Raw genomic sequence first — 17,216 nt, 5'->3', positions numbered from 1 at the left:
ATATAGGGAATTTCGGTGCGTCCGGAAAGTAAAGGGAGGCTGCGACAAAAGTTACATTTTCGTTAGGTTGAATAAGACGATGAGCTGGAATAGCGACCGATCCGCAATTTCATTCAAGACCGGAGAACGCGACACCTCGATATTGCCTCAGGCCTTCATCGAGAGGGATCCAAGCTTGCCATTTCCCCACACATCGACGCGACGCATCAACGGCCTCCGTCATCCGTCAGCAGCTGCCCCGCAACGAACGGTCCGATCGGGCTTCCGCCGCACAAAAATATCACTCTGTCCTGAGGGCAATCATATGAGCATGGAGTTTCTGATAACGACCCTCATCATCGTGGCGTCTCCCGGCACTGGCGCAATCTACACGCTTGCGGCCGGATTGTCGGGTGGCATAAGGGCAAGTGTGGCCGCCGCGCTCGGCTGCACACTTGGCATCATCCCGCATTTGCTCGCCGCGATAAGCGGCCTTGCCGCACTTCTGCACGCCAGCGCGATGGCATTTCAAGCCCTCAAATGGCTCGGGGTCGCCTATCTGCTTTATATGGCCTGGTCGATGTTTCGAGAACGAGGTGTTTTGCGTGTCGACGGCGCACCGACCGACAGGAGTACGCGGCAGGTGATTGGCTCGGCGATCCTGATCAACCTGCTCAATCCGAAATTGTCGATCTTCTTCTTCGCTTTCCTGCCTCAATTCGTGACGCCGGATCAGACAAGTCCGATCATGCTGATGCTGAAGCTCAGCCTGGTCTTCATGGCGCTCACCTTCATCATTTTCGCAGCCTATGGTGTGTTCGCGGCCTACCTGCGCCGCCATATCGTCTCAAATCCGACTGTTCAGTCGTGGATGCGCAGAAGCTTCGCGACCGCATTCGGAGTGCTCGCAGCGCAGCTTGCCCTTGCGAGCCGTTAGCGTGTTGCCTTCCAGACTTCTTTGTTAGATTTTGAATTTTTGGAAAATGGTCGCTTAGGAAAATAGCAGCTGGGGCGCCGTGGCGCCCCAGCTCTTCGGTTCATTATTGCGCTGCCGCCTCGACCTCTTCGTGGTCGGCGAGGAAGCCACCGGACTGCCTGCTCCAGAGCTCGGCGTAGATACCGCCCTCCTGGACCAGTTCCTGATGCGTGCCCATCTCGATGATCCGGCCCTTGTCGAGAACGACGAGACGGTCCATCTCGGTCAGCGTCGACAGGCGGTGGGCGATGGCAATCACCGTCTTGCCGTGCATCAGCGCGAAGAGGTTTTCCTGGATCGCCGCTTCCACTTCGGAATCGAGCGCCGAGGTTGCCTCGTCGAGCACCAGGATCGGCGCGTCCTTCAGAAAGACACGGGCGATCGCGACGCGCTGCCTCTGGCCGCCTGACAGTTTCACGCCTCGCTCGCCGACCTGCGCGTCGAGCCCTGTGCGGCCGTGCATATCGATCAGACCTTCGATGAAGTCCCAGGCATTGGCGCGCTTGGCCGCCTGGATGATTTCCTCGTCGGTCGCCTCCGGACGGCCGTAGGCGATGTTGTCGCGGATAGAGCGGTGCAGCAGCGATGTGTCCTGCGTCACCACGCCGATCATGGAGCGAAGGCTGTCCTGCGTGACGCCTGCGATATCGTGGCCGTCGATGGTGATGCGGCCGCTCTCCAGATCGTAGAAGCGCAGCAGCAGGTTCATCAGCGTCGTCTTGCCGGCGCCCGAACGGCCGACCAGGCCGACCTTTTCGCCCGCGCGGATATCGAGGGTCAGATCCTCCATGACACCCTTCGCCTTGCCGTAATGGAAGCGAATGTGCTCGAAGCGGATCGCACCCTGCTTGGCAACGATCGGCGATGCTGCCGGCTTGTCGACGATATCATGCGGCTTCGACATCATCTCCATGCCGTCGTAGACGGTGCCGATGTTTTCGAAGAGCGCGGAGACCTCCCACATCACCCATTGCGACATGCCGTTGACGCGCATCGCAAGGCCGATGGCAATGGCGATGGAGCCGACCGAGATCGAGCCGCTGAGCCAGAACCAGATCGACAGAGCCGAGACGATGAACAGCGCCGCGCAGTTGTTGAAATAGACCGAGGCGTGGAACAGCGTCACCTTGCGCATCTGCTTGTGCACGGTATTGAGGAATTCCTCCATGCCGGCCCTGGCATATGTCTCTTCGCGGCCCGCATGCGAGAACAGCTTCACCGTCGCGATGTTGGTATAGCTGTCGACCACGCGGCCCGTCATCATCGAGCGCGCATCGGCCTGCTGCGCGGCGATCTTGCGCAGCACCGGCACGAAATAGGCGACGATGGCGACATAGACACCGAGCCAGACCAGGATCGGAATCATCAGCCGCCAGTCGGCTGCCGCGATGACAAGGATCATCGACAGGAAGTACGTGAACACGTAGACGAAGACGTCGAGGATCTTCATGACCGTTTCGCGCACGGCAAGCGAGGTCTGCATCACCTTGGTGGCGACGCGGCCTGCAAACTCATTGGCGAAAAAAGTCATGCTGTGGCGCAGCAGGAAGCGGTGCATCTGCCAGCGCGCGATCATAGGATAGTTGCCGAGCAGCACCTGGTGCATGATGAAGCTGTCTAGGATCGCCGCAGCCGGCAAGCCGATCAGCACCATCGCGCCCATCCAGAAAAGCTTGTGCCATTCCGTCTGCAGGAAGGTCGCCTTATCCGCATGTGTCAGCCAGTCGACGATATCGCCGAGGAACTGGAACAACGCCACCTCGCCGATCGCGATCGACATGGTGAGGATGCTCATGGCGATCAGCCACGGCAGGGCCGGCTTGGAATAATGCCAGCAGAAGGCGAAGAGGCCACGCGGCGGCGTATCCGGCACCTCGCTAGGAAATGGATTTAGTCGGCGTTCGAACCAGCTAAACATGGAAATGCTCCAAAGACTCGACCCTTCGACCACCCGCTGCGCTGAAAGATCGCAGATTCATATGGTGGCCGGGCGGTAAAACGACGAGGCCATAGTGGCCGCGCAATGACTTAAAGAAGGGGGATACTTGCGAATATGCGCCTTATAGCGCTCATCAAATCCGTGGATTCACGGCACCGAGGCGCAGCATCATAAACAAGATATCCATCTGAGCCTCCTTCTTTCGCAAGTTGTAGAGCGCCCGTCTTTTAGCGCGACTTTTCCTGTTTGAAAAGCGAAATATGCCTGAAAAATGGGCTGAAACCTTCAATTCTCTTTATGGGAGACATCACAGAAATGAAGGGCGCTCGAAAAATCTGAGACAAATCCGGACGATTTCGCTAGTTGCAGCATATGACAAAACTGCGCATCGCCCTTTACCAACCCGACATTCCCGGCAACACCGGCACGATCCTGCGGCTTGCGGCCTGCCTCGGCCTCGGCGTCGACATCATCGAACCGGCCGGCTTCGACATATCTGACCGCAATCTGAAGCGCGCCGGCATGGATTACCTTGCCGCGGTCACCCTGACTAGGCACGTCAACTGGGAACGCTTCGAGGTATGGAGACAGGAAAGCGGACGGCGGCTGGTGTTGGCCTCGACGAAAGCGGCGCAGCGCTATACGGACTTTACTTACCACGACGACGATATTCTCCTCTTCGGCCGCGAAAGCGCCGGCGTGCCGGAGCATGTGCATGAAAAGGCCGATGGCCGCATCCTGATCCCCATGGTCGAGGGCCAGCGCTCCATCAATGTCGCGATGTCGGCGGCCATGATTTCGGGTGAAGCCTTGCGGCAAACGCAATGGCCGCCGCTTACCGCACCAGGGCCGCACCTGGCCTGAATGTCGCACCCGAATAGGCGTTGGCACGCCGGATAAAGTGTGAGAAGCTTCGCTCTGGAATGCTCTAACTCAGGCAGCCTTGGCGAGGTGACCCCATGTTCCAGACGGCATTCACGCTTTCCCTTACGCAGTTTGCACGTACATTGAGCCTCCCCGAACGGCTCCAGCACTCCCCTTTGCGCAACCTCGCGCTTGAGGGCCTCCGCCAGCGCAACCTCGCTCTCGATGCGCTGTTCTACGACGTCAAGGTCATCACACCCGAGGAAGCCTTCTATATCAGTGACTCGCTCGCCGCCGAAGGCGCGATCATGCTCATTCCGCCAAGCGGTCTTGGAGCACTCACACTCTGCGAAACCATCGATGAATTCGTCCTGCGCGGCGGCACCAAGGCACGGGCGCTCGCAGTCGCCGGCATCGGCGGTTCCGCGCTCGGGGCAGCCGCCTTTGCCCGCAACGTGGCCGACGCGATCGACGCACCAGTCGCAGTCGTCGTCTCCGGCTATGGCATAGCCGACGCCATCACCGAAGCCTTCGGCGGATCGTTTTTCTTCGGTCATTTGAGGGGGCTGCGGCCGCTGCTTGAAAGCTTGGACGACCTTGCCGGTCGCCCTAGGTTCGGAGCACAGGCTGAGACGGCAGCGGCTCGCAGCAGCCTCGACACGAGAACCGTGCAGGCGCTTCTTGCCGATCCCCGCCTATCCTTCCCTCTGCTGACGGGCCACTCCAAGGGAAACCTCGTGCTGTCTGCCGCACTGCATAACCTCTCGAAGCAGGATAAAGGACGAGTTGCTGAGCTGGCGCGGCATACGAAGATCGTGACGATCGGTGCGCGCATCGCGATGCCTCCGGTATTCAACGATGTCATCGATGTCATGGGCGAGTGGGACTGGTTCGGCGAGATCAATTCCCGACGGTTCATCCACGCCGATCAGCGCGTCGCGCATGCATGGCATCACACGAATACCGATTTGGGTGGCCACCTGCCGGTGACCATCACGCTGATGGAGATTCTCGCGGCATCGCCCATCGCCGAAGATCAGAAAGCTGGAGAACACCAAGCTGCAAAGCTCGGTGCCGCGACCGAACGGCCGGCGATACCAGTGACAAAGTCTCCCTCACCTTCGGCCGGCGGTAATGCGACTGCGATCGAGAAGGTCAAGAAAGCTTTCTCCGCGATGCCCATGCCAAGCACTCAGCCGCCCGCGTTCGGCCCGTCGGATGAGCCGCCACCGACCATGCCGCATTGAGCGCGTGACCAATCGCCAGCCCGCCTCCGAGAAACGGGAACACACTTCGAGAGCCAGCACCCGTCGACGCGGGTGCCATGTCGTTCAGTTCAGTCCGCCGATGGCAGGCGCCGCATGGTGAATTCGATGCGGTCGCCATCGACCTGACGCCAGCTTTCGACTTCGGTCCAATAGGCCGCTTTCGGGAATTCGTTGAACCATTCACGCGCCTTTTCGCGCGCTTCCGGGCGACTGAGACAAAAGGTCTCGCGAACGAATTCGCTCTTTCCGCCGGTCGGATGGTCCTGCCGGTAACGGAATATTCTGTTTCTCAACCCATCCAGGGGCGGCGGTCCGGGTATCCTCATGATAAAACCTCGCCTTTGAGAGAGGGAACATAATACCGCATTGTGAAATTTGCGAGTCGATTCTCCTGCGACGTTGCTGCACTGGCTGCGCCGCAATCTTGCTGATATTCCAAATCACGATACATACGGTGCGAATCGCGGGCCGCCGGCTGCTCGCACCGTCGGAGAGCGTGAATGGAACGACCCAATCTTCCCAAGGGATTACCTGAGGATATTGAAGAAAAGAAAGAGGCAGCGCGACACTGGTTCGAAGGCCTGCGCGATACGATCTGCGCGGAGTTCGAGCAGCTGGAAAACGAGCTGACCGGCCCCCTTTCCGACCAGCAACCTGGCCGCTTCGTCGCCAAGGACTGGCAGAGGGACAAGGGCCAGGGCGGCGGCGGCCGCATGTCGATGATGGAGGGCCGCGTCTTCGAGAAGGTCGGCGTCCACACCTCGACGGTCTATGGCGAATTCTCTCCCGACTTTCGCAGCCAGATTCCTGGCGCCGAGGAAGATCCGCGCTTCTGGGCTTCGGGACTGTCGCTGATTGCCCATCCCGTCAACCCGAACGTGCCGACCGTGCATATGAACACCCGCATGGTGGTGACGACGAGCCAGTGGTTCGGCGGCGGCGCCGACCTGACGCCGGTGCTCGATCGACGCCGCACCCAGGAAGATCCCGACAGCGCCCTCTTCCACCGCGCCATGCAGATCGTCTGCGACCGCCACGCCGTCGCCGACTACCAGCGCTACAAGAGCTGGTGCGACGAATATTTCTTCCTGAAGCATCGCAACGAGCCGCGCGGCATTGGCGGCATCTTCTTCGATTGGCTGCATTCGCCGGAAGAATCCGGCGGCTGGAATGCCGATTTCGCCTTCACCCGCGACGTCGGCCGCGCCTTCGCAATGGTCTATCCGCGGATCGTCCGCTCCAATTTCAACGAAACATGGTCGGAAGAAGATCGCGACGAACAATTAATTCGCCGCGGACGTTATGTGGAGTTCAATTTGCTGTACGATAGGGGTACAATATTTGGACTGAAGACGGGCGGCAACGTGGAGTCGATCCTATCGTCTCTGCCGCCGGTGGTGCGCTGGCCTTAAGATACGTCGCGCAAAAGCAGGCGGCGATTTTGCGACAACGACGCAGGGTAAGCTTCGAACTTCAAGCGCAACGAATCTGAAGGATCCCGATGCGCTTGAGACGTTCAACATTAAATGATCGGACAGTGTCCTGAAATCGGCGGGAGGAGTGCCTAAGTGATCTAATGCTCGTTTCAATCGGAGGAGGTTGTAATGGCAGCAGAGAAACAAGTCGCACAAGCTTCGAAAGAACAGAAACTTTCGCGCACAGTCGATAGTCCGGAGTTCATCATCCGACTGGCCGAGGATATGCGGACCCGGAGCGGGTCCGACCTACCCCTCTCCTGTTTCATAGAGCAGGTAAGGATGCAATTGGCAGGTAAATCTCCGAGCGATATCGCCCGTTTCGCGGCCGATCGTTCGGCCAGGCAGCCGCCAATCACCCGATATCAATCGTCGGATTGCTTCAAATCCTGGGCAATGCCGGATTGATGTCCGGAAGAGCCGCCGGCAAGCGGGAGACTTGCCGGACGGCAGAAACCTTTTCTCGTTCGTTGCGTTTAGGCCTTCAGGTCGTTTTTGGGCGAGAAGCCGTTGAAAGATGAGGAGGAAGATATGCGACTGTTCGAATGTGGTACGCTCGTGCCCGGTTGCGCCTGGCACACCCGCGCCAAGGATGACGCCGAGGTGGTCCGTCGCGCCGTCGAGCACATGCGCGAAGCGCATGGCGAAACCATCATCCGCGAAAACATGGTCGACAATATCAAGGCCCGGATTCGCGACGAAGCCAACGCGGCCTGATTGGCGGACAGGGCAGTCAGCGCCAATTAGGCCTCATTATCAGGCATTGGCCAAATCCTTGAGTCGGGCGAGTAGGCTCGCCCGGTTCATCGTAAAATTCCCGTCGAGCCATTCCTGCTCAAGTTTACCAAGAAGCTCGCCCACGCGCGGTCCCGCATCGACCCCCGCAGCAAGCGCATCCGCGCCATTGAGCGGAAAAGTGGGCTTCTTCCAGTTTGCCACCCGTTTCAGCAATTTCCCGAGCCGAGCTACGCGCGCCATCTCCTCGAAATCGCCCTCCGCCTTACTGCGGGCAACGGCTAGCGCCAGCTTCAGGCGAACCGCGATGCCGGTCGGATCATGGCGATAAAGCAGGCGATCGAAGGCCGCGTCCGAAATATCGTCCTTGACGATTGGCGCATTCGCCCAGGCTTGCAGATAAGCCCCTTCCGCTTTCGAGAGGCGCAGGCGCTCGGCAAGTTTGGCGAGCCTTGCCGCATCGGGCGGCACAATGGCCGCAAGACGAAGCAGAGGTTCCGGCGGCCAACCGAGAGCCTGTTCGGCGGCAATCAGCCCGGGAATAGCATCGATCCCCCATTTCTCGGTTTCCGGCAGCACCTCGGTCAAAATACCAATCTGGCGCATCCAGAGTAGCGCCCTGCCCGGATCCGGCGCCGCCAGCAGCTTCTTAATTTCGGACCAGACACGCTCGGCTGAGAGGATTGATATCTTCGACTTTGCGGCGGCACAGGCGCGCAAGCCGTCCGCATCAGGACGGCCGCTGCCGTAATAGGCAAAGAAACGGAAGAAGCGCAGGATGCGCAAATGATCCTCGGCAATCCGCGTCGCCGCATCGCCGATGAAGCGAATGTTGCGGCGTTCCAGATCGTCAAGCCCGCCGACGAGATCCACGACCTCGCCATCGGCGGATGCATAGAGCGCATTGATCGTCAGGTCTCGGCGCTCGGCATCGGCCTGCCAATCCCGGCTGAAGGCCACTACGGCGCGCCGCCCATCCGTTTCAACATCACGCCGCAAGGTGGTGATTTCGAACGGTTTTCCATCGATGACTAAGGTAACCGTGCCATGCGCAATGCCGGTCGGCACCGCCTTGATCCCCGCCGCCTCTGCTCTTTCCACGACCGTTTCCGGCAGGAGGGTCGTCGCTATGTCGATATCGGCAACGGGCAGCCCCATCAGACTGTTGCGGACGGCACCACCGACCACGCGCCCCTCGCCGCCATCGGCATCGAGCAGCGCCAGCACCCGCTGCAATGCCTCGTCGCGAAACCAGGCCTCATCGGCAACGGACGTCATGTATAGAGCCTTTCATAAAGCGTTCGGACGATACCCGCGGTAATGCCCCAGATCATGCGCTGTCCATAGGGCATGCGGTAGAAATGGCGTTCACTTCCCTGCCAGAGCATCGTGTCGGTCACATGATGGTCGGGGTCCATCAGGAAGGAGAGCGGCACCTCGAAGGCGTCTTCCACCTCCGTCGGATTGAGAGCCAGATGAAAGCCCGGCTTCACCACGGCGAGAATGGGCGTGATGCGAAAGCCGGTAGCCGCCAGATAATGCGGCAGCCGCGCCACCGGCTCGATGAAGATGTCGGCGAGCCCGATTTCCTCGCCAGCTTCACGCACCGCCGCCATTTCCGGCGACGCGTCTTCCGGATCGATGGCCCCGCCCGGAAAGGCGATCTGGCCGGAATGCTTGCGGAGCGTCGATGTCCGGAGGGTAAAAATGACCCTGGCATCGTCGCCGCTGTCGACAACAGGCACGAGCACGGCGGCATCCTTGAGCTTCAGGTCCGCAACCTGCGATATGGTCTCGGGATTGAGGAGATGATCGCCATGATCGCGCCAGGCAAGCTCCACCGGCCCACCACTCTGATGGAGGGCGCGACGGCGGAATTCATCCGCGGAATAGAGGGGAAATTCATTCATCGAGTAAGCGCATCCAGTTCGGCAACCGGCATGACGGGAAAGATAGAGCTGCCAGAACGCACGCAGAAGATCTCCCGCCCGGCAATCACGACGGGCTCACCAAGCTCGATGAGATCGTACATGACCGCACGCGTCACCAGAGCCTCGAGCCGCCCGCGGACATGCAGATAAGGCTTCAGCTCGTCGTTCTCGCCGCGTATGACGAAGCGGATCGGATGGTCCCTGCCCGCCTCGACGACATCACCGACATTCGTGCGGAAGGTCAGCACCCGTCTGCCCTCACGCTCCGTCACGCTCATCTCGACGGCCACGAACGGCGCGTCGACGACGCGAATGCCCACCTTTTCCACAGGCGTGACGAGATAGGTCTTTCCATCCTCGTCCTTGCGCAGCACTGTGGAAAACAGCCGCACTAAAGGCGCGCGGCCGATCGGTGTGCCGAGATAGAACCAGGTGCCATCGGCGCGGATCTCCATGTCGATATCGCCGCAGAATGGCGGATTCCAGCGATCGACTGGCGGCAGGCCCTTCTTGGAGCCGCCGCTATCGCCGGCCGCGCGCGAAATCAGCGCCGCGAGGCTTGCGGCGTCGCCCGTTGTCCTGATTTCCTCGGTTGCCATTCTTCTGTCCCGGTTGGTCGTTAGTCAGGAATATGACAGTTCTCACGAGATAGTCATTTGAAACGTGCTTGTCAGCGGTCTTGCTGGCGATAAGTTGTATTGATTATGAGGCAAATGTGTAACGACTGCGAATCGCGCGCACCGTTTTTCTGCCATTGGAGACGCAAATGGGCATGATCAAATCGACCGAAACGAGCCTCGATGAGCAGGCCATCATCGCCTCGGCCGAAAAGGCACTGGGCGATATCGCCACCATTCGCCAGGAGGTATCGAAGGTCATTTTCGGCCAGGAAAGCGTCGTGGAAAACACGCTGCTGGCCGTGCTTGCCGGCGGTCATGCCCTGCTGGTCGGCGTGCCGGGCCTTGCCAAGACGAAGCTCGTGACCACGCTCGGCGCAGCCCTCGGCCTTGCCTCCAATCGCGTTCAGTTCACACCGGACCTCATGCCCTCGGATATTCTCGGCTCCGAAGTTATGGACCAGGATGAAACCGGCCGCCGTTCTTTCCGGTTCGTCAAGGGTCCGGTTTTCGCGCAATTGCTGATGGCCGACGAAATCAACCGCGCCTCGCCGCGCACGCAATCGGCTCTGCTGCAGTCCATGCAGGAATATCACGTCACCATCGCCGGCCAGCGTTATGACCTACCCGCTCCTTTCCACGTTCTCGCAACGCAGAACCCGCTCGAGCAGGAAGGCACCTACCCGCTGCCGGAAGCCCAGCTCGACCGTTTCCTGCTGCAGGTCGATGTCGATTATCCCGAACTTGCCGACGAGCGCCGCATCCTGCTCGAAACCACAGGCTTGAGCGAAGTAACGCCGCAGGCTGTCATCGACGCCGAACGCTTGCTGGAAATCCAGCAGCTCATCCGCCAGATGCCCGTCAGCGACGGCGTCGTCGATGCGATCCTGTCGCTGGTGCGCTCTGCCCGCCCGGGCCAGGGCAATGCCTCCACAGACAAGCACGTCGCCTGGGGTCCAGGCCCGCGTGCCGGCCAGGCGATGATGCTCTGCGCTCGTGCCCGCGCCCTTTACGAGGGCCGGCTTGCCCCGTCGATCGACGACATTCATGCACTTGCCGAGCCAGTATTGGAACACCGCATGGCGCTGACTTTTGCAGCCCGCGCCGAAGGCATGTCCGTGCGCGATGTCATTTCAGGGCTGGTCAAGCAGTCGAAGTCGTAACCCGGATGTCGAGGAGAGTATAGCGCGTGGCATCCATCGGACAGACCGTCAGACCGACCTCAGGCAATGATGCCCTCTCCCGAGCCCGCAGCCGCGCCGCCCTCGTGCCGGATTGCCTCGTCGAAGCCAAGCGCATCGCCAACACGGTCATTGCCGGATGGCACGGCCGGCGCAAGCGCGGCATCGGCGAGAATTTCTGGCAGTTCCGCCCCTATACGGAAGGTGAAAGCCTGTCGCGCATCGACTGGCGGCGCTCGGCTCGCGACGATCATACCTATATCCGAGATCATGAATGGGAAGCCGCGCATACGATCTGGCTCTGGGCCGATCTGTCGCCATCCATGATGTATAAATCGACCTTTGGCCATGTGTCCAAGGAGGGCCGCGCGCTCGTCCTGATGCTGGCGCTGGCGGAAATTCTATCCCGCTCGGGCGAGCGTATCGGCTGCCCCGGCATCATGGAACCGGTTTCGACCCGCAATGCCGCCGAGCGCCTGGCCGCAGCGCTGGTGCACACGCCGCTCGAAGGCGGCCTGCCGCAGACGGCGATGATCCGCGGCTGGAGCGATATCGTGCTGATCGGCGATTTTCTCGACGATGCCGATAGCGTCATGGGCAGGATCGGACCCTTGGCCCGCCGCGGCTTGCGCGGTCATGTGATCGAGGTTGCCGACCCCGCCGAAGAACTCTTTCCCTATAGTGGACGCACCGAATTCAGCGATCCCGAAACGGGCTCGAAGCTGATCGCCGGCCGCGCGGAAAATCTGCGTGATGATTATCGGCGCGCCTATCTCGCGCGGCGCGAAAATCTCGGCCAATCGCTGCGTCAGCTCGACTGGACCTTTGTCAGCCATCGCACAGATCGGCTGGCTTCCGAAGCCCTGGTCGCCGTGCATATGTATCTCTCAGGCATGCCCGCGAGGGTCGCGTCTGGAGGCCAGCCATGAGCGGTCTCTCCTTCGCATTTGCATCGCCAGCCATCCTGGCAGCGCTCATTCTGCTTCCTGCGATCTGGTGGCTGCTGCGCCTGACGCCGCCACAGCCGCGAACGGAAGTGTTCCCGCCGCTGCGCATCCTGGCGAGCATTCTCAAACGTGAGGAAACGCCGGCGCGCAGCCCATGGTGGCTGACGCTGCTGCGCATGCTGCTTGCGGCTCTGGTCATCCTTGCCATCGCCAATCCCATGTTCAATCCGCGCACCAACACGCTCTCGAGCGGCGGCCCGCTGGTGCTGATGATCGATAATAGCTGGGCGAGCGTCTCCGACTGGGAACGCCGTGTGCGCACGGCCGACGCGCTGATTGATGATGCCGACGCCAAGGGCATTCCCGTTTCGATCGCCTTCACCGCCGAGCAGGGCAACGATGCGACACCGAGTGCGGCGACAACTGCCCGAGACAAGCTGCATGCGATGAACCCGAGGCCGCTGGTGCCGGATCGGCAACGCGCGGCTGATGCGGTGAAAGCGGCGCTCAATGGCAGCAAGCCCGGCACCGTCGCCTTCATCTCCGACGGTATCGAGAGCAGGGAAAAAGACGATATCGTCAGCCGGCTTGCCGCGCTGCAGCCAAGCGAGCTGCGGCTGATCGAGGGCGACGGCCACGATATCATAGCACTCACCGGCGCAGCCAATACCGCCAGCAACATGACCGTCACGGCCACACGGCTGAACGGCAGCGGCCCGATGCGCCTTGGGCTCACCGCGCAGGACAACCAGGGACGACCGATCGCCGCCGGTTCGCTTGATTTCGCCGGCGGGCAGACGGTTGCGACCGGCTCCATCGCCGCGCCCTTCGAAATGCGCAATGATTTCGCCCGCATCAGCATCGACCGCCAGGCAAGTGCGGGCAGCGTCTATCTGCTCGACGACGGTTTTCGCCGCCGACGCGTGGCACTCCTCTCCGGACAAGCCGCCGACGAATTCCAGCCGATCCTGTCGCCGCTCTATTATATCCAGCGCGCCCTTCAGCCCTATGCCGATCTGACGCAGCCCAACAGCGCCGATCTGGCGAAGTCGATCCCGCAATTGCTTGCGGGCAATCCCTCCGTCATCATCATGGCCGATGTCGGCCGCCTGCCGCAGGAAACCTACGCGCCGCTGCAAAAGTGGATCGAAAATGGCGGCACGCTCGTCCGCTTTGCCGGTCCTCGCCTTGCCGCGGCACCCGCCGACGATCCTTTGGTTCCGGTCACATTGCGGCAGGGCGAACGTACATTCGGCGGCGCTCTTTCCTGGGCCGAGCCGCAACCACTTGCCGATTTTCCATCGTTCGGCCCCTTCGCCGGCATGCCGAAGCCGACTGATGTCCTGATCAAGCGGCAAGTTCTGGCCGAGCCGACACCGGATCTCGCCGAGCGCACCTGGGCAAGCCTTGCCGACGGCACGCCGCTCGTCACAGAAAAGCAGATGCAGGCCGGCCGCATCGTCCTCTTCCATGTCAGCGCCGAGCCGCAATGGTCCGATCTGCCGATATCTGGCAATTTCGTCGAGATGCTGCGCCGTATCGTCCAGCTGTCGCGCGCCGGCGGCGTCGCGTCGGGCCAAGTGGCTGCCAAGGCAAGCGAAGCAATGCCACCCTACCGGCTTCTGACCGCCAAGGGCGTGTTGACCAGCGAGATCGGCAGTGCCCGCCCGCTGGAGCCAAGCAACAAGGGAGCCGCAGTCGCAAGTTTCGACAACCCGCCCGGCCTCTATGGTTCCGAAGAGGGCTTCAGCGCGCTCAATACCCTTCCGAGCGGCGCAGCGCTCAAGCCGCTGGATACCTCGGCAGCGGGGGCGGTCGCACGAGAAGGCCTGATCGGCGGCGAGGCCTGGTCCGCGAAGCCGATCCTCTTCACCCTCGCCTTCCTCCTGCTGCTGGCCGACAGCATCATCGTCCTGTTCATGAACGGCGCCTTCCCGCGCCTGGGCAGATCGGCCAAGACGATTGCGGGCGGCGCGGCAATGCTGCTGTTGGCCGCCTCGCTCGCCATGTTCCTTCATCCAGCAAATGCTCTGGCCGACGATTCCAAACCGGGCGACGACGCCATCTTCTCGCGGCTGGACAAGACGCATCTCGCCTTTGTCGTCACCGGCGAAACGGATGTCGATCACATTTCGGAGCGGGGGCTTGCAGGCCTCTCCGACTATCTCACCTATCGAACAACGCTCGAACCCGGCCCGCCGGTCGGTGTGGATCTTGCAAAGGATGAACTCGCTTTCTATCCGCTGATCTACTGGCCGATTTCTGCAACGGCGCCGATGCCGTCCAACGACGCCATCAATCGCATCGACGCCTATATGCGCAACGGCGGAACGGTGCTCTTCGACACGCGTGACGCCATCGACACGATGGGCGACACTTCGTCGCCGAGTCCGAACGGCCAGCGGCTGCAGCAAATTCTTGCCAATCTCGACATCCCGCCCCTGGAGCCGGTGCCCGCGGGCCATGTGCTGACCAAGTCCTTCTACCTCCTGTCGAGCTTCCCCGGCCGCTATGCCGACAGCCCGCTCTGGGTGGAAGCGCGTCAGGATGCGCGTCGCGATGCGAATGCGGTCGCCACCTCCGACGGAGTGACGCCGATCATGATCACGGGCAATGATTTTGCCGGCGCCTGGGCCGTCGGCGACAATGGCTCGCCGCTGCTGCCGACCGTCCCTCCGGACGAAACCCAGCGCGAATATGCCTACCGCACGGGCGTCAACATCATGATGTACATGCTGACCGGAAATTATAAGTCCGATCAGGTCCACGTTCCCGATATCCTGCAGCGCTTGGGGCAATAAAATGAATATCGGTTTTGCCCCCTTCCTCCCCTGGCCCGTGCTTGCCGCTTTGGCGGTGCTGACGCTCGCCGTCGCGGCGCTGGCGATCTACAGACGCCTGCGCGGCGGCTGGATACGCGCCCTGGCGGGCATCGCTCTGCTTGCGGCACTCGCCAACCCGGTGCTGATGCAGGAAGATCGCGATCAACTGTCGACGATCGTTCCCGTCGTCGTCGACCGCAGCTTGAGCCAGCAGACGCCGGAACGTACCAAAATGACGGACGAAGCCCTGGCGATGCTCAAGGATCGGCTGGCGCAATTCCCCCGCATCGAGCCACGCATTGTGGAATTCCGCGATCCGGCGGAATCGGAATCACCGTCGACCCGGCTTTTTTCCGCCCTGTCTTCGTCGATCGCCGACGTGCCGCCCGCCCGCATCGGCGGTGCCATTTTCCTGACCGACGGCCAGATCCACGACATTCCCGGCATCAATCAGCAGCTCGGCTTCGACGCGCCCGTCCACGGGCTGATCACAGGCAAGCCGGATGAATTCGATCGCCGCATAGAGATCGTGCGCGCACCCCGCTTCGGCATCGTCAACGATGAGCAGCAGCTGGTCTTTCGGGTCGTCGACGACGGCAAGAGCCCAGGCGGGACCGCAGCAGTCACGGTCAAGATGAATGGCGACGAGATCGCCACCTTTCAGGCCACACCCGGCCAGGACACGCCCTTCAGCTTCAAGGTACCGCGCGCCGGAAACAACGTCCTCGAATTCGCAGTCGCCGAAGTACCTGGCGAAGTCACCGGCATCAACAATCAGACGGTCCAGCTGATCGAAGGCATCCGCCAGAACATGCGCGTTCTCCTCGTTTCGGGTGAACCGCATGCCGGCGAGCGCGCCTGGCGCAACCTGTTGAAATCGGACGCCTCGGTCGATCTCGTGCACTTCACCATCCTGCGTCCGCCGGACAAGCAGGACGGCACACCGATCAACGAATTGTCGCTGATCGCCTTCCCGACGCGCGAGCTTTTCGTCGACAAGATCAGCTCTTTCGACCTGATCATTTTCGATCGCTATCAGGACCGTCAAAACGTCCTGCCGACGATCTATTATGATTACATGGCGCAATATGTCGAAAACGGCGGCGCCTTACTGGTCGCGGCCGGGCCCGAACATGCCGGCGGCAGTTCGATCGCGCTGACGCCGCTTGCCTCGGTGCTGCCGGCCGAGCCGACGGGTCAGATGATCGAAAAAGCCTTCTATCCACGCCTGTCGGACCAGGGCAAGAAACACCCCGTCACGCGCGGGCTGGATGGCTCCGAAACCGAGCCCCCGCATTGGGGCCGCTGGTTCCGCAGCGTCGATGTCGAAAGACCTCAAGGCCAGACCGTGATGGTCGGTGCCGATAACAGTCCCCTGCTGGTGCTGAACCGCGTCGGCCAGGGCCGTGTCGCCATGCTGCTCTCCGATGAGGGCTGGCTCTGGGCGCGCGGTTTCGAGGGTGGCGGCCCGCATGTGTCGCTTTACCGCCGCATTGCCCATTGGCTGCTCAAGGAGCCGGCGCTGGAAGAAGAAGCTCTGACGGCCAATGCCGCCGGGCGCACGCTGCAGGTAACGCGCCAGACGATCGGCAACGATCCCGGCCCCGCCACGATCAAAACGCCATCAGGCAAGACGGACACCCTGCCGCTGAAGCAGACGCAGCCGGGCCTTTATCAGGCGGAGAAGCATATGGGCGAGATCGGGCTCTACCAGATCGCCAGCGGCGATCTGTCGACGCTGGTCCATATCGGCGCCATCGATGCTCCGGAATTCAAGGCGATGATCTCCACCACCGAAACACTGAAACCGCTCGCACAGAAGACCAAGGGTCTCGTCACCCGCGTCGCCAGCGCAAATGGCGGCGTGACGGTGCCGCAGGTCCTGCCGGTGCGCGGCGCGGTGCGCGTTGCCGACGGCCAGCGCCTGACCATCCGCATGACCGACGAAACCGTATTGAAGGGGATCAATACCCTGCCCTTGTTTGCAGGCTTTGCCGGTCTCGCCGCCCTTCTTTTTGCTTTCTCCGCCACATGGTGGCGCGAAGGACGGTGACTATGAAGATCGATGTGACCGATACACCATCGGAAAGCGAGCTCGCGGCTATCAGCGAGGGATTGACGGCGTTCAACACCGCTGATGTCGGCCCGTCCGGCCGGCAATCCCTCTCCGTTCTGATCCGCGATGATGCGGGCAAGACCATCGGCGGCATATCCGGCTACACCGCCTGGGGGTGGCTGTTCACACAATGGCTTTTCGTGCCGGAAAGCCTGCGCGGCCAGGGCATGGCCGGAAAGCTCTTGGAGGCGGCGGAAGCTGAAGCCAGCGCGCGTGGCTGTTTCGGCGCATGGATCGATACCTTTAATCCGCAGGCGCTGAAAGCCTATCAGCGGCAGGGCTATGCCATCTTCGGCGAACTGCCGGATTTCCCCGTTGGCCGCAGCCGGTTCTTTCTGCAGAAGAGACTGTCGCCCCGCTGATATT

General features: G+C 61.4%; 16 protein-coding genes. 11 read left to right on the top strand and 5 right to left on the bottom strand.

The features are described from left to right. Positions 1 to 304 precede the first annotated feature (304 nt). Positions 305 to 916: a LysE family translocator gene (locus tag PH562_RS02020; protein WP_285171211.1), complete on the top strand. Its 612-nt coding sequence runs from the start codon at positions 305 to 307 to the stop codon at positions 914 to 916. Positions 917 to 1,019: 103 nt separating this feature from the next. Here PH562_RS02020 and PH562_RS02015 read toward each other — a convergent pair whose 3' ends face one another. Then, positions 1,020 to 2,873, bottom strand: a complete 1,854-nt coding sequence (locus PH562_RS02015; RefSeq protein WP_285171210.1) for an ABC transporter ATP-binding protein — start codon at positions 2,871 to 2,873, stop codon at positions 1,020 to 1,022. A gap of 393 nt (positions 2,874 to 3,266) precedes the next feature. Here PH562_RS02015 and PH562_RS02010 point away from each other — a divergent pair, with 393 nt between their 5' ends. Then, entirely contained in the window at positions 3,267 to 3,758 is a 492-nt protein-coding gene (locus PH562_RS02010) for a tRNA (cytidine(34)-2'-O)-methyltransferase (protein ID WP_285171209.1), read from the top strand. A gap of 95 nt (positions 3,759 to 3,853) precedes the next feature. Further along, a complete protein-coding gene (locus PH562_RS02005; RefSeq protein ID WP_285171208.1) occupies positions 3,854 to 5,005 on the top strand; it encodes a hypothetical protein in 1,152 nt (383 codons plus the stop codon). A gap of 89 nt (positions 5,006 to 5,094) precedes the next feature. Here the strand turns inward: PH562_RS02005 and PH562_RS02000 are convergent, their stop codons facing one another. Further along, a complete protein-coding gene (locus PH562_RS02000; protein ID WP_285171540.1) occupies positions 5,095 to 5,355 on the bottom strand; it encodes a hypothetical protein in 261 nt (86 codons plus the stop codon). Between the two features lie 171 nt (positions 5,356 to 5,526). Here PH562_RS02000 and hemF point away from each other — a divergent pair, with 171 nt between their 5' ends. The 3 genes from hemF to PH562_RS01985 all read left to right on the top strand — a co-directional run bounded on the left by hemF (position 5,527) and on the right by PH562_RS01985 (position 7,218). Then, positions 5,527 to 6,438 carry an oxygen-dependent coproporphyrinogen oxidase gene (hemF, locus tag PH562_RS01995; protein ID WP_285171207.1) on the top strand — a complete coding sequence of 304 codons (912 nt, stop codon included), beginning with the start codon at positions 5,527 to 5,529 and terminating at the stop codon, positions 6,436 to 6,438. A 192-nt stretch (positions 6,439 to 6,630) separates the two neighbouring features. After that, entirely contained in the window at positions 6,631 to 6,909 is a 279-nt protein-coding gene (locus PH562_RS01990) for a hypothetical protein (protein WP_113230270.1), read from the top strand. A 123-nt stretch (positions 6,910 to 7,032) separates the two neighbouring features. Continuing rightward, positions 7,033 to 7,218: a DUF1059 domain-containing protein gene (locus PH562_RS01985; RefSeq protein WP_075851104.1), complete on the top strand. Its 186-nt coding sequence runs from the start codon at positions 7,033 to 7,035 to the stop codon at positions 7,216 to 7,218. 39 nt (positions 7,219 to 7,257) lie between these two features. On the opposite strand, the gene PH562_RS01980 is transcribed toward PH562_RS01985, so the two are convergent. From PH562_RS01980 to PH562_RS01970, 3 genes are read right to left on the bottom strand one after another with little or no spacing between them, the layout of a single operon-like run. Next, positions 7,258 to 8,514, bottom strand: a complete 1,257-nt coding sequence (locus tag PH562_RS01980) for a CCA tRNA nucleotidyltransferase (RefSeq protein ID WP_285171204.1) — start codon at positions 8,512 to 8,514, stop codon at positions 7,258 to 7,260. Continuing rightward, positions 8,511 to 9,146 (bottom strand): NUDIX hydrolase, encoded by a 636-nt coding sequence (locus tag PH562_RS01975; protein ID WP_113230268.1) that lies wholly within the window; start codon positions 9,144 to 9,146, stop codon positions 8,511 to 8,513. Before PH562_RS01975 ends, PH562_RS01980 begins: the two co-directional genes overlap by 4 nt. Beyond that, positions 9,143 to 9,766 carry a DUF1285 domain-containing protein gene (locus PH562_RS01970; protein WP_112334301.1) on the bottom strand — a complete coding sequence of 208 codons (624 nt, stop codon included), beginning with the start codon at positions 9,764 to 9,766 and terminating at the stop codon, positions 9,143 to 9,145. Before PH562_RS01970 ends, PH562_RS01975 begins: the two co-directional genes overlap by 4 nt. Before the next feature lie 167 nt (positions 9,767 to 9,933). Here PH562_RS01970 and PH562_RS01965 point away from each other — a divergent pair, with 167 nt between their 5' ends. From PH562_RS01965 to PH562_RS01945, 5 genes are read left to right on the top strand one after another with little or no spacing between them, the layout of a single operon-like run. Further along, the gene (locus tag PH562_RS01965) at positions 9,934 to 10,947 is read left to right on the top strand and encodes an AAA family ATPase (RefSeq protein WP_285171202.1); all 1,014 of its coding nucleotides are present in this window, start codon (positions 9,934 to 9,936) and stop codon (positions 10,945 to 10,947) included. 26 nt (positions 10,948 to 10,973) lie between these two features. Continuing rightward, the gene (locus PH562_RS01960) at positions 10,974 to 11,894 is read left to right on the top strand and encodes a DUF58 domain-containing protein (RefSeq protein ID WP_285171201.1); all 921 of its coding nucleotides are present in this window, start codon (positions 10,974 to 10,976) and stop codon (positions 11,892 to 11,894) included. Continuing rightward, the gene (locus tag PH562_RS01955) at positions 11,891 to 14,713 is read left to right on the top strand and encodes a DUF4159 domain-containing protein (RefSeq protein WP_285171200.1); all 2,823 of its coding nucleotides are present in this window, start codon (positions 11,891 to 11,893) and stop codon (positions 14,711 to 14,713) included. Before PH562_RS01960 ends, PH562_RS01955 begins: the two co-directional genes overlap by 4 nt. Before the next feature lies 1 nt (position 14,714). After that, positions 14,715 to 16,787 (top strand): hypothetical protein, encoded by a 2,073-nt coding sequence (locus tag PH562_RS01950; RefSeq protein ID WP_285171199.1) that lies wholly within the window; start codon positions 14,715 to 14,717, stop codon positions 16,785 to 16,787. 2 nt (positions 16,788 to 16,789) lie between these two features. Continuing rightward, positions 16,790 to 17,212 carry a GNAT family N-acetyltransferase gene (locus PH562_RS01945; RefSeq protein ID WP_285171198.1) on the top strand — a complete coding sequence of 141 codons (423 nt, stop codon included), beginning with the start codon at positions 16,790 to 16,792 and terminating at the stop codon, positions 17,210 to 17,212. Positions 17,213 to 17,216: the final 4 nt, after the last annotated feature.

This window comes from Rhizobium centroccidentale, from assembly GCF_030182565.1.
Taxonomy (GTDB): Bacteria; Pseudomonadota; Alphaproteobacteria; order Rhizobiales; family Rhizobiaceae; genus Rhizobium.
This window is presented reverse-complemented; position numbering and strand designations above follow the sequence as displayed.